General features: G+C 44.6%; 9 protein-coding genes. 7 read left to right on the forward strand and 2 right to left on the reverse strand.

The window, feature by feature from the left end; genetic code table 11:
- Positions 1–72: 72 nt before the first annotated feature.
- From ppsA to CXF80_RS02460, 7 genes are all read left to right on the forward strand, one after another.
- Entirely contained in the window at positions 73–2,442 is a 2,370-nt protein-coding gene (gene ppsA / locus CXF80_RS02430; protein WP_101034649.1) for a phosphoenolpyruvate synthase, read from the forward strand.
- 128 nt (positions 2,443–2,570) lie between these two features.
- Positions 2,571–5,621, forward strand: a complete 3,051-nt coding sequence (gene ydiJ / locus CXF80_RS02435) for a D-2-hydroxyglutarate dehydrogenase YdiJ (protein ID WP_101030902.1) — start codon at positions 2,571–2,573, stop codon at positions 5,619–5,621.
- Between the two features lie 12 nt (positions 5,622–5,633).
- Positions 5,634–6,083 carry a DUF1285 domain-containing protein gene (locus CXF80_RS02440; RefSeq protein WP_101030904.1) on the forward strand — a complete coding sequence of 150 codons (450 nt, stop codon included), beginning with the start codon at positions 5,634–5,636 and terminating at the stop codon, positions 6,081–6,083.
- 129 nt (positions 6,084–6,212) lie between these two features.
- Positions 6,213–6,632: a MarR family winged helix-turn-helix transcriptional regulator gene (locus CXF80_RS02445; RefSeq protein ID WP_101030906.1), complete on the forward strand. Its 420-nt coding sequence runs from the start codon at positions 6,213–6,215 to the stop codon at positions 6,630–6,632.
- Positions 6,633–7,322: 690 nt separating this feature from the next.
- Complete coding sequence (locus CXF80_RS02450) at positions 7,323–7,592, forward strand: DUF211 domain-containing protein (RefSeq protein WP_101030908.1); 270 nt, start codon at positions 7,323–7,325, stop codon at positions 7,590–7,592.
- Positions 7,593–7,598: 6 nt separating this feature from the next.
- Positions 7,599–8,183 (forward strand): hypothetical protein, encoded by a 585-nt coding sequence (locus tag CXF80_RS02455; RefSeq protein ID WP_101030910.1) that lies wholly within the window; start codon positions 7,599–7,601, stop codon positions 8,181–8,183.
- A 1-nt stretch (position 8,184) separates the two neighbouring features.
- The gene (locus CXF80_RS02460; protein ID WP_101030912.1) at positions 8,185–10,803 is read left to right on the forward strand and encodes a cation-translocating P-type ATPase; all 2,619 of its coding nucleotides are present in this window, start codon (positions 8,185–8,187) and stop codon (positions 10,801–10,803) included.
- 590 nt (positions 10,804–11,393) lie between these two features.
- Here CXF80_RS02460 and CXF80_RS02465 read toward each other — a convergent pair.
- Both CXF80_RS02465 and CXF80_RS02470 read right to left on the reverse strand, forming a co-directional pair.
- Positions 11,394–13,103, reverse strand: coding sequence for a Na(+)/H(+) antiporter subunit D (locus tag CXF80_RS02465; protein WP_101030914.1), 1,710 nt, complete (start codon positions 13,101–13,103; stop codon positions 11,394–11,396).
- Positions 13,093–13,407, reverse strand: a complete 315-nt coding sequence (locus CXF80_RS02470; protein ID WP_101030916.1) for a hypothetical protein — start codon at positions 13,405–13,407, stop codon at positions 13,093–13,095. The genes CXF80_RS02465 and CXF80_RS02470 overlap by 11 nt, the downstream gene beginning before the upstream one ends.
- Position 13,408 lies beyond the last annotated feature (1 nt).

Genomic DNA, 13,408 nt, shown 5'->3' on the forward strand with positions numbered 1-13,408 from the left:
GTGTGGGAGTGTAAGATGCTATTGCCCTTATGTGAAGTGGCCACTGAAATAAAAACTTGCGGAGATAAAACTGTGCAGCAATATGTACTCTGGTATCAAGAATTAGGCATGGGTGATGTTAACAAGGTTGGCGGAAAAAATGCATCCCTTGGAGAGATGATCAGCAATTTGGCCAACGCAGGAGTTCAGGTCCCTGGCGGCTTTGCAACAACTTCTCATGCGTTCAATGAGTTCCTTGAACAAAGTGGAGTTAACCAGAAAATTTTTGACATTCTGGCAACATTGGATGTTGATGATGTTACTGAGCTGGCAAAAGTAGGTGCGCAGATCAGACAATGGGTTATCGACACCCCATTTCAGCCAGCATTAGAAGTTGCCATTCGCGAAGCTTACGAGCAGTTGTCGAGCGAAACTCAAGAAGCGTCATTTGCAGTGCGTTCATCAGCGACAGCTGAAGATATGCCAGATGCGTCTTTTGCCGGCCAACAAGAAACATTCTTAAACGTTAAAGGGTTTGATGCTGTCATGCTGGCTGTTAAGCATGTTTATGCCTCACTATTTAACGACCGTGCAATTTCTTATCGTGTTCATCAAGGTTACGAACATCAAGGAGTTGCTTTATCTGCTGGCGTACAACGTATGGTCCGTTCAGACAAAGCCGCTTCTGGTGTCATGTTCACCATGGACACTGAATCAGGTAACAATGACGTTGTCTTTATCACTTCATCTTTTGGTTTAGGTGAAATGGTTGTACAAGGCGCGGTTAACCCTGACGAATTCTATGTACACAAACCTATTTTAGCGCAAGGTCATCAGGCTGTTGTGCGTCGAAATATTGGTAGTAAGTTGATTCAGATGGTCTACTCTGATGATGCTGCACATGGCAAGCAAGTTAAAATTGAAGATGTTGCTGCTGAACAACGTCGTATATTCTCTATTAATGATGAAGAAGTCATGGAGCTTGCTAAGCAAGCTGTGATTATTGAAAAGCATTATGGCCGTGCGATGGATATCGAATGGGCAAAAGACGGTAACGACGGTAAGTTGTATATCGTTCAAGCTCGTCCAGAAACGGTCCGTAGCCGTGAAGATGTCCAGTTAATTGAACGTTTCCATTTGAAAACTAGGGGTGACGTGATCTGTGAAGGCCGTGCTATTGGTCATAAGATTGGTACCGGTGTGGCTAAGGTATTATCTTCGATTGATGAGATGGACCAAATTCAACCTGGTGATGTATTAGTCACCGACATGACAGACCCTGATTGGGAACCTATCATGAAGCGCGCGAGCGCGATTGTGACTAACCGTGGCGGCCGTACTTGCCATGCTGCGATCATTGCACGTGAATTAGGTGTACCTGCTGTTGTGGGTTGTGGTGATGTCACTGACCGTATTAAAACGGGCGACATTGTCACGGTATCTTGCGCTGAAGGCGATACTGGCTTAATTTATTCAGGTAAACAAGACTTTGAAATCATCACTAACCGTGTTGATACATTACCTGATTTACCGATGAAAATTATGATGAACGTCGGTAATCCTGACCGTGCATTCGACTTCGCTCGTTTACCTAACGAAGGTGTCGGTTTAGCGCGTTTAGAGTTCATCATTAACCGCATGATTGGTATTCACCCTAAAGCCTTGCTTGATTTCAACGGTCAAACTGCTGAACTGCAAACTGAAATCAATGAGATGATCGCTGGTTATGATTCTCCCGTTGAATTCTATATTGCACGTCTGGTTGAAGGTATTGCGACTATCGCATCGGCGTTCTATCCGAAGAAAGTGATCGTACGTATGTCAGACTTTAAGTCTAACGAGTATGCAAACTTAGTCGGTGGTGATCGCTACGAGCCAGATGAAGAAAACCCAATGTTGGGCTTTCGCGGTGCCAGCCGTTATATCTCTGAATCATTCCGCGATTGTTTCGCGCTTGAATGTGAAGCGATTAAACGCGTTCGTAAGCAAATGGGCTTAACCAACGTTGAAGTGATGATCCCATTTGTGCGTACTGTTAATGAAGCTGCTCAAGTGATTGAATTGCTTAAAGAACAAGGTTTAGAGCGCGGTAAAGACGGTTTACGCGTCATTATGATGTGTGAATTACCGTCAAACGCACTATTAGCTGACCAATTCCTTGAACATTTCGATGGTTTCTCTATCGGTTCAAACGACTTAACGCAGTTAACATTAGGGCTTGATCGTGACTCTGGTATTATCAGCCACTTGTTTGATGAGCGTAATGATGCGGTTAAAGCATTATTATCTATGGCCATTAAAGCGGCTAAAGCCAAAGGTGCTTATGTGGGCATTTGTGGTCAAGGCCCATCAGACCATCCCGATTTTGCGGCATGGTTAGTAGAGCAAGGTATTGATTCTGTTTCTCTTAACCCAGATACAGTGATTGACACTTGGTTATATTTAGCTGAAGCACACGCATAAATAAGCATAAAAATACAGTTTGATTTAACCTTTAACCTGTATTTTTTTCAACTTGTTAGAAAAGCCGCTATTTAGCGGCTTTTTTTTGTTTATAATGGATGTATATGCCAATAAATAATAAGTCCTCTATGTTACCTTTGCTATCACATAAACAAACATTAGAACCTATCTATCTTGAGTATCTTGACGCGCTTGAGCAAAGCGAGTTTGAAGGTGAAATAGACAAGCGTTACAGTGCGCGGCTTATTCAGGCAACCGATAACTCGGTATACCAGTTTTTACCGCAAGCGGTTATTTATCCTCTGCATCAACAAGATGTCGAGTTAGTGTTATCGCTAGCGGCGCAACCAAAATATAAACAAGTCACTTTTAGTGCTCGAGGCGGCGGCACCGGCACTAATGGTCAGGCGTTAACTCATGGGTTAATTTTGGATGTGTCACGTCATTTAGACCAAGTGCTTGAGATTAATGTAGAAGAAGGTTGGGCTAGAGTACAAGCTGGGGTGATTAAAGACGCCTTAAATGATGCCTTACGCCCGCATGGATTATTTTTCAGTCCCGATTTATCAACGTCTAATCGTGCCACTATTGGCGGTATGGTTAATACCGATGCCTCTGGTGCTGGCTCATTAGTTTACGGAAAAACATCAGATCACGTGTTAGGCGTGACCAGTGTACTCATTGATGGCAGCGTACTGACCACAACGCCTATTGCCCATAACAAGGTTGATCAACAACCCTTTGGTGCTAATAAGCTGGGCAATACCATCGCCAGCCAAATAGCGGCGATATGCTTGCAAAAACGGGACACTATTATTGAGCGTTTCCCCAAACTGAACCGGTTTTTAACCGGCTATGATTTAAAGCATGTGTGGAACGATGACCTTAGCCAGTTTGATTTATCGCGTATTCTCACCGGTTCGGAAGGCACGCTGGCAGTGATCACCGAAACCAAGCTTAATCTTACCCCATTACCTAAAACTCGGATGATGGTGAATATTAAGTATGACTCATTTGAATCCGCGTTACGTCATGCGCCATCATTAGTACAGGCCAAAGCGACCGTCGTTGAAACCGTCGACTCCAAAGTGCTCAACCTTGCCCGTGAAGACATTATTTGGCATTCGGTTGCTGAGCAAATTAAAGCCGTACCGAACAAGATCATAGAAGGTCTTAATATGGTCGAGTTTGCCGGTGAAGATGATGAGGTTAACCATAAAGTCGCGCTATTAGAGGAGATGCTCAGCGGCCAACTCAGTCAACCCCAATTTGGTTTAGTCGGTTTTCAAATCATTACCGACATAAGTGACATCGACAGTATTTATGCAATGCGTAAAAAAGCGGTTGGCTTATTAGGTGCCACCAAAGGGGCACGTAAACCATTAGCCTTTGCCGAAGATACTGCCGTACCACCAGAAAACTTAGCTGACTATATTATGGAATTTCGGGCGCTACTCGATAGCCATAATTTGCAGTACGGTATGTTTGGTCATGTTGATGCGGGCGTATTACATGTACGCCCGGCGCTTGATATGTGTGATGTCGCCGATGAGCAATTACTCAAAGTGATTTCAGATCAAGTTGCGGCATTAACGCTTAAATATGGCGGGCTGATGTGGGGTGAGCATGGCAAAGGGGTTCGCGGTGAATATGGCCCAGCCGTGTTTGGCGACGAACTCTATGGCGTACTGGAGCAGATCAAAGGTTTGTTTGATCCTGATAATCGTCTCAATCCTGGTAAATTAGTGGCGCCGCCTAAGTCAGGCCCATTGCTATTTAATGTCGACAGCGTTAAACGCGGCAGTTTCGATAGACAAATCCCAGTGCAGGTGCGTGACGCGTTTCCTGATGTGATGAACTGTAATGGTAATGGTCTGTGTTTTAACTACAGCAGTTATTCACCTATGTGCCCGTCGTTTAAAGTCACCGGTGACAGAGTACAATCACCTAAAGGTCGTGCGGGCTTAATGCGTGAATGGTTGCGTTTACTTGAAGCTGAAGGGGTCGATGTTGACGCTTTGGAAAAGTCTTCCCCACTGGGATGGATGCAACGAATTCAAAATACCCTAAACAACCAACGTGACTATGATTACTCCCATGAAGTGATGGAGTCACTTAAAGGCTGTTTGGCGTGTAAGGCCTGTTCTGGTCAATGTCCGGTCAAAGTAGATGTGCCGAAATTTAGGGCGCAATTTTTTAATATTTACTACAAACGTTATTTACGTCCTGCTAAAGATTATTTAGTTGCCGGTATCGAAGATTCATTGCCGTTGATGGCGGCCATGCCTAAATTGACAAACTTAGCCTCGCAAAACCCGCTGAGTAAATGGGTGATTAAAAAAGTCATTGGTTATGTCGATGCGCCTAAGCTATCAGTGCCTACACTAAAACAGCGCTTAGACGGACATTCAAGCCGCGGTTACGATTTGGGTTCCTTGTATACCATCCCTGAAGCGCAGCGCAGTCAATATGTGCTGGTGGTGCAAGACCCGTTTAACAGTTTTTATGATGCAGGCTTGGTTTACCGTTTTATTCAATTAATTGAAAAGCTTGGATTTAAGCCGATATTGCTGCCATTTAAACCCAATGGTAAGCCGACACATATTAAAGGCTTTTTGGACAAGTTTGCTAAAACAGCGCAAAACAGTGCTGACTTCTTAAACCGCGTTCATGCCCTTGGTATGCCGATGGTCGGGTTAGATCCGGCATTAGTATTATGTTATCGCGATGAGTATAAAGAAGCCTTAGGTCAGCGTCGTGGGCCATTTAAGGTGCTGTTAGCCAATGAATGGTTAACTGATGTTGTGGCATCCCGAAGTGAAGTGTCAGCATTAGAAAAAGATGCACCGCAATACACTTGGTTCAGTCATTGCACTGAATCGACAGCGAAACCGAATACCGCCAATGAATGGAAAGCCATTTTTAGCCATTTTGGCGCCAAATTACACAGTGTTAATTTGGGGTGTTGCGGTATGGCGGGCACCTACGGACACGAACTTGAAAACGTTGAGCGTTCTGAAAAACTGTTTGAGATGTCTTGGCAGCCGAGCATTGAAAAAATTGCTCAACACAGCCAAGTATTGGTATCTGGATATTCTTGTCGCAGCCAAGTTAAGCGCTTTGCAGGCTTTAAACCTCAGCATCCGATAGAAGCATTGCTTAAATTAATGACATCATAGAAGAGGCCGATTATGGAAGATGAAACAGAAACATTAAGTTCATATACTCGACCTGAAGGTGTCGTGTTATGCAGTGATGACACACTGTTTCATATTCAAGCTAATGGTGATTGGCTGTATCTAAGCAGTCCGTTGCCAGCAAAGTTTGCGGCCTTGTTTAGTAGTATCTTGCATTGCATCGAAGGCGAGTATTTTCTAATCACTCCCGTAGAGAAGGTTAAAGTATCGGTTGAGGCTTATCCCTTATTGCTGGTGGATTATCATGCCGATCCTATTGACGGTTATAAAAAAAATAAACTGATATTTACCAGTAGTATAGGTACACAAATGCCCGTCATCGATGTTGCTGATATTACTGTGACAGACGATGGTATTTATGCACCAGTAGTACGGGGCCTAGTAGGGCAATTAAATCGCGCCTGCTATTATCGTTACATTAATGAATATTTATCTTTTGACTAAAATAGCTTTTCTTAACGTATAGAGATGGTAATCTAAAAATAAGTTCAAGTGTGATTTAGCTGCTGTAAAGGCATTGGCATTAGTCTTAAACCAGTCAATACATCCCACTGACGATGTAGGAGGTATCATTTGAAACGATTTGAAAGTTTAAGTTACCTGATTTCCCATCTTAATATTGCCTTGCAGCAAGAACTCGACACGCGTTTAAAGCGCTATGAGTTAGACAGTAAACTTTGGCCGGTGTTGTTTACGTTGTGGCAAGAGGAAGGATTAAGTCAAACAGAGTTGTCTAAGCGTTGTGATGTGGCCAACTACACAATGACTCGTCTGCTTGATCATCTGCAAGTCCAGGGATTTGTTACCCGTCACCAAGAAGCGGATAACCGCCGCGCATTTCAAATATTTTTAACCGACAATGGCAAAGCACTCGAGCAAGACCTAATTCATGAAGCCGGGTGGGTTAATCAACACTTTTTAGCGGCATTAACCGATGTTGAACAAAGCGAGTTTATGCGCTTACTGAATAAAGTGAATCAATTTAACCAATAAATAGAGTCGATAAGTTCAGTTAATAATATCTCAGGGTAGTAGCCGCTATTTATTTTTTTATGGCCTGCGACCGCTAAAGTCGTGGCCCTTGCTCACATCTAATACACAGACCAAAAGGGGAACTACAGCTAACCTCTTTTTGATCTCTTCAGCCGTTTCGGCATTTCCCTTAGTTACTTAACCTGATGTGATGGTCTCCTTCCACTACGGCATCGATTTGCCATGATTGAAGTGGTTACAAACAATCAAAATGGGAGAAGACAAAATAAAGATTACTTAAATCGCTGATGCTAAAATTTTGCGATGGGATTAGCCAGCACTTTTAACCTCATTTGTAACCGTCTTAGGTTTATCTTATTTGTAAAAAGTGAGAATGCTAACGTTTCCGCTGATGCATCTTGTGCTGAATGAATATTATTGATTAAAACGCTTCTGAAAAATCATTCATTATTAAAACCTATCTTTTGCGGCTTGCATACCATCATAAAAAGCTAGCGTCATCTAAGTTAAAAGTCCCTATATTGATTACCGTAGCACTGCTAGATAAATGGTGCATATTAGACAGTATGACTTCAAATGTTAACCAAGACATTAGGGTCCAAAATTACCCAGAAATAGTAGGCGCTCCATGACAAATTGATGAGAGTTTTACTATAATTAACAAGACAAAGGATTAAAGGACTATTTTTTATGGTTAAGGTCAAAAGGGTTGTTCTGGATGTACTCAAACCTCATCAACCTAATGCGCTTGATTTTTCTCGGGCCATTGCCGAAACAGGTGTCGATTATCAAGTAAAACTGGTTGTTCTTGAGATGGATGAAAATACCGAAACGGTTCAAATAGAGCTGTTTGGTAGCGCGATTGATTTTAAAGGCGTTCAATCTGCCATTAGCAACATGGGTGGTTCTCTTCACAGTATTGATGAGGTTGAAGTACATAATGAAACGGTTGCTGGTTAACATTTTATGAGTCTGTTAAATCAGGCCAAATTTTTATTAGATATCACCCGTACGCGGGGGATTGTGCGTCGTTATTTTGTTGTTAATGGCTTTGATGGTGCACTTACCATGCTAGGACTGATCATGGGTTTTCTTGTCAGTACCCCCGCCGATTTATCAATGATTATTGGTGTCTGTTTGGGTGCGGCGATTGCGCTGAGCATTAGTGGTATTAGTAGTGCTTACATCAGTGAATCTGCAGAGCGAAAGCATGCTTTGGGGCAACTGGAGAGGGCAATGATGAGTGATCTTCAACATAGTGCGCATGGCATTGCAACGCGCTGGGTACCCTTGTTGATTGCATTGGTGAATGGCCTAGCGCCGCTGGTCATTTCACTGTTAATATTATCGCCCCTATGGCTGGCAACTGCCGGCGTCAACCTTCCTATTCCACCTCTGTATGCCGCCATCTTTGTGGCCCTGTTGCTCACTTTTTTATTGGGGGTTTTTCTTGGCCGGATATCCGGGGTGACGTGGTTACGCAGTGGCATACAGGCATTGCTAGTGGCGGTGATAACCGCCTCGCTTATTTACTTATTGGTCGGAAACTAACATGTCATCAGTAAAGTGGCACAGTTTACCATTTGCAGATGTTCTACAGCGGCTTAACTCTTCGTTAACAGGCCTGACCACGGAGCAGGCAAAAAAACGCCTGATTGAATATGGCCATAATGCTATTATCCAAAAACGACGACGTTCTCTGCTGTACATTTTACTCGGACAGTTTTCTGATTTCATGATTATTGTGTTGCTGGTAGCTGCGGTGATTTCGGGTTTTATCGGTGAGCCACAAGATACCATTGCCATTTTAGTGATTGTATTACTTAATGCGGTTATCGGCACTGTACAGGAATTTAAGGCAGAGCGAGCCGTGGCGGCATTGCGAAAAATGGCAGCGCCAGAGGCCTATGTACTACGTGATGGTCATCAAGTGACTCTTGGCGCAACAGAGCTGGTGCCGGGTGATGTTGTCATACTGGAAGCAGGCAATATTGTGCCTGCTGATCTGCGCTTACTGGAAGAGGAAGAGCTGCTGGTCGATGAATCAACATTGACTGGTGAATCGCACGCAATAGAAAAGCAAACAGAGCCGTTAGCGGATACCGCGTTGGCCATTGGTGATCGTGTTAATCTAGTATTTAAGAGCAGCATGATCACTCGTGGACGTGGCAAGGGGGTGGTGGTTGCCAGTGGAATGGAAACCGAGATAGGCCAGATTGCTGGGTTGCTACAAGATGAAGCCAGTGTCAAAACACCGCTGCAAACGCGATTGTCACGTTTTGGCCGTTACCTTGCTTTGGCCGTGCTGGCAATATGTGTGGTGGTGTTTGCTGCAGGCTTGCTGCAAGGACAGCCCATATTACTGATGTTTTTGACCTCGGTGAGCTTGGGCGTTGCCGCGATACCGGAAGCACTGCCGGCGGTGGTGACCATTTCACTTGCTCTGGGTGCGCGTAACTTGATTCGGCATAACGTGCTAGTGCGTAACTTACCCGCAGTGGAGACCCTAGGTTCAGTTACCTATATCTGTACTGACAAGACAGGTACTCTGACACAAAATCTCATGACCGTTGAGTTATTTTTCGCCGCTGGAGAGCAGCGCGGATCACTGCCTGAGCCAGAAGCCAGTATTCCATGGGCTGAGCTGAGCCAAGCCATGGCACTGAACAATGACATCATGGAAAAAGATGGAAAACCCGCAGGTGAACCGACCGAACTGGCGCTGTTTGAAGCAGCTCACATGGCCGGTTTTGACAAGTCCATCTTAGAGCTGACAACGCCACGTATAGCTGTGATTGCGTTTGATAGCGAACGAAAACAGATGACAACCTTGCATCAAACCGCCGATTTAGTGACTGCGTACATCAAAGGTGCGCCGGAACAGGTACTACAACAATGTATTCAGGGCTTAAATAATGATGGGGTTACAGCCTTTGAAGTCGCGGCCGTGTTGGCTGAGGCCGCACAGTTAGCGAATAAAGGTTACCGTGTACTGGCATTTGCAAAACGTGAATTTAGCTGTTTACCTGAGTCAGTGGACGCCGAAACAGTGGAGCGAGAACTCACCTTTCTGGGGCTGGTGGCGCTGATCGACCCGCCACGGCCTGAAGTACCCCAGGCTGTGAATGATTGCCTTACCGCGGGCATTATTCCGGTAATGATTACTGGCGATCATCCAGGTACCGCGATGGCGATAGCACAACGTCTGGGTATTATAGATGATGATAGAAAGATGTTAAGTGGTGATCAACTCGCTAAAATACCTGATGAAGAATTCTCCCGCCTAGTTGACTCGATACGGGTGTACGCGAGGGTGACGCCTGAACAAAAATTACGTATCGTCAAAGCGTTGCAAGACAAAGGCGAATTTGTCGCTATGACCGGAGATGGCGTCAATGATGCGCCGGCATTGAAGCGGGCGAGTATTGGCGTGGCCATGGGGCTGAAGGGAACCGATGTAGCTCGCGAAGCTTCGGATATGGTATTACTGGATGATGATTTTTCCTCGATCGTTCGAGCGATACGGTCGGGGCGCCGCACCTTCGATAATATTCGCAAATTTATCAAATATACTTTGAGTTCCAATGCCGGTGAAATATTGACCTTATTCTTAGCACCATTTTTCGGGTTGCCTATTCCTTTACTGCCGATCCATATCCTGTGGATTAACCTAGTGACCGATGGCCTGCCGGGCCTTGCATTAACCACCGAGCCAGCCGAACCGGATATAATGAATCGTGCGCCATGTCCTCCAAAGGAAAGTATTTTTTCTCATGGTATGTGGCAGCATATTCTCTGGGTTGGGTTATTTATTGGTGGAATATCCATTGCTACTATGGCGTGGGCTATTTCCCGTGATGTCGTTTACTGGCAGACTATGGTGTTTACCGTATTAACCGTATCACAGTTGTTTCACTCACTGGCGGTTCGCAGCGAGAGCACTTCATTCTTGCGCATTGGTTTATTCAGTAATTTACCAATGCTAGGGTCATTTTTGCTGACGTTGTTATTACAGATGGTGGTGATTTATACGCCCGCATTAAATACCATTTTCCATACCCAGCCTCTACCAATGGTCGATCTTGCTGTCTGTCTGTTTATTTCTTCGCTTATTCTGTTTGCTGTCGAGATTGAAAAATGGCTAATGCACCGTGGTGTTATATACGCATAGTGCGTTACCACTATGGCCTACGGTCACTAACGTCGTGGTGCTTCGCCCACACTAGGCCATATCTTAAACCCACTTTTGTCCATCTCTCAGTTGGCATGGCTAGCTAAGATCTGCCCCAAAGCAATTTAGAGCGACTACTCATTCACGATATACTTATATCGGTTTGCCATATATTTACTCATGCGAGCAATGGGGTTAGTTTCAATATCAATTAATTTACAAGAATGAATCTAAAAAAATGGCTAACCTTACTTAGCTTATAAAGTAAGGTTAGTACCAAAGGTAAAGCGGATATAATTGGCTAGTTCATTTTGAGATAGTCGCTAGAAAATGGCATCTTTTTCTACGTTTCAGCACCATAAAACCTTCCCATTGAGTGTTATGTTTATGTGTACTGCTATAATTGATTTGTGTTAAAACACCGCCTAAGTTTCTCGTTATGAAAACCCAGAAATGTTAGTAATGGCATGTTTAGCCCTAGCCTCCAGCCCCCCACAATACGCATCTTCAACGCGTGTAAAAGTCACTATCTGATCTGAGAAATTACTATGCCAAATGGGGTCAAGTGAAAAATTTGCTGCCCATTGCTGCTACAGGTAGTACAACAACACGTAGGCTGATAGCAACCCAGCGATCCATAGCACAGTAGTGCCCACGGTCCAAGAGCGCGCGAACACGCCGCGCTCTTGGCTATCTGCAGTATGCGGTTGGCCTAGGTAACGAACTGCCATACGTTGTAAGAATTTCTGCAAGCGGTTTCGTTGTTGCGTAACCACTTCACCTAGTGAGCTAAGCGCTCGTTCGATCAACCTACCCAATGAAAAGGCCGCACGTCGCCAAAGCCAATCGGTGTCGAGGCTAATCGTCATGGTACGTTTCATTAGTGGCAATAATACGAAGAAAGCCAGTCCTGAAAATAGCAACAACTGCAAGTAGAACAGTACTTTACCAATCGAGTACGGTTGGTAGTCAACGGGGTAGGGAAGCAGGGCATAAAGCATTTCAGGAAAAACACCCAGTAAAATGCATAAGCTGGCAAAAATGACCATCGCCAACCCCATATTCCATGGCGCATCTTTTGGCCTTAACCCTGAGTCTTTTTGGAAGAACACAAACCATGGGAATTTGATCCCGGCATGAAGAAATACGCCGGCCGACGCGGCGGTTAATGCCATGTAAACCCACACTAAATTTCCATCGACAGCCGCCTGGGAGATCATGCTTTTTGTCGTAAAACCTGAAGTCAGTGGAAAACTTGAAATGGCTAGCGCGCCAATAATACCGCAGACGCAGGTGAGTGGCATGGTACGAAATAGACCACCCAGCTCCATACATTTATTTTTCCCTGTGCGGTATATAACAACCCCAGCACTCATAAACAGTAGCGCTTTATATATAATATGTGCAAAAGCATGAGCCGTTGCGCCATTAAGAGCCATTTCAGTACCAATGCCTACGGCAACAACCATAAATCCGACTTGGTTAACCACGGAATAGGCAAGGATCCGCCGTACATCATTTTCCAATAAGGCGAAAATAATACCGTACATAACCATAAATAGACCTATGCCAATCAGCACAGGTTCGCCTGGGAATAATAATATCAGTGCCAGCACAGCTGTTTTGGTCGTAAATGCCGACAGGAACACTGAGCCTGTGGGGGTAGATTCAGGGTATGCATCGGCAAGCCAAGCTGATACCGGAGGGGCCGCGGCGTTTATCAATATGCCGATAAGTATCATCCATGTGCTGAAATCTGTTGCCAGCATAGGTTGAATTTGGATAGAACCGGTACCTATCACTACACCTTCAATTCCAACTTTAAGCACCACGCCACCGAGAAGATGCATGATGGCATATCGTATCCCCGCGGCTCGTGCGCCAGGCGTACCACCACACCACACAACAATGGTAGAAAATATCGCCATCAGTTCCCAGTATAAAAACATCGTAATGAGGTCGCCGGCAAAACAGACGCCTATAGCACCTGCAGCGTATGCAAAGGCTGCGGCAAGTTCATACCAACGCGCTATACGAAAAGAGTAAAGACCTCCTACAAAGACCATGATCGCAAAAATAGTAGCAAACAATCGCCTTAGCGGACTCCCCTCGAGGGGTTCAATGTTGTATGAAAGAAATTTTACCGTACCCTGAACACCATCAGGGATCTGCCATATTGCCCATAGGGTAATAATTGGCGCTATTAATATGACTGCCGTTCGCGCGTGACCCTTAACCAAACATATTAGAACAGCAGCTATTAGCAGGATAAATGCTGGAGAGAAAAGTTCAAACGTCATTGTTGCTCTCCTTTACCTTGTCATGACTGGGGGCTGAGGTTTGAACTTGTTCTGGTTCATCGTAATAGTCTAGTGGGCGTTTTAGAAACAGACCTAATAATTTTGCTACTAGTACCATCACCAGACAACTGACAAATCCATAAACTGCACCGAACCCAAACCAGCCATCAAAGCCGAAATAACCTTTAACGTATATGACTGTCTGCGCAAGTACCACCAAGGTCAGTACAACACTGAAACCAATCCAGAGCTTACGAATCGTTGAAGGTCGCACTAACCAGTGCAATTGTTTTTCGTCATTCATT

The sequence above is a fragment of the Shewanella sp. Actino-trap-3 genome (assembly GCF_002836275.1).
Lineage (GTDB): Bacteria > Pseudomonadota > Gammaproteobacteria > Enterobacterales > Shewanellaceae > Shewanella > Shewanella psychromarinicola.

Bases quoted from the DNA above. Each gene is read 5' to 3' on its own strand.
- CXF80_RS02470 (WP_101030916.1), bottom strand. From the start codon at position 13,407: ATGAATGACGAAAAACAATTGCACTGGTTAGTGCGACCTTCAACGATT.
- ydiJ (WP_101030902.1), top strand. From the start codon at position 2,571: ATGTTACCTTTGCTATCACATAAACAAACATTAGAACCTATCTATCTT.
- CXF80_RS02440 (WP_101030904.1), top strand. From the start codon at position 5,634: ATGGAAGATGAAACAGAAACATTAAGTTCATATACTCGACCTGAAGGT.
- CXF80_RS02465 (WP_101030914.1), bottom strand. From the start codon at position 13,103: ATGACGTTTGAACTTTTCTCTCCAGCATTTATCCTGCTAATAGCTGCT.
- CXF80_RS02450 (WP_101030908.1), top strand. From the start codon at position 7,323: ATGGTTAAGGTCAAAAGGGTTGTTCTGGATGTACTCAAACCTCATCAA.
- CXF80_RS02460 (WP_101030912.1), top strand. From the start codon at position 8,185: ATGTCATCAGTAAAGTGGCACAGTTTACCATTTGCAGATGTTCTACAG.
- CXF80_RS02455 (WP_101030910.1), top strand. From the start codon at position 7,599: ATGAGTCTGTTAAATCAGGCCAAATTTTTATTAGATATCACCCGTACG.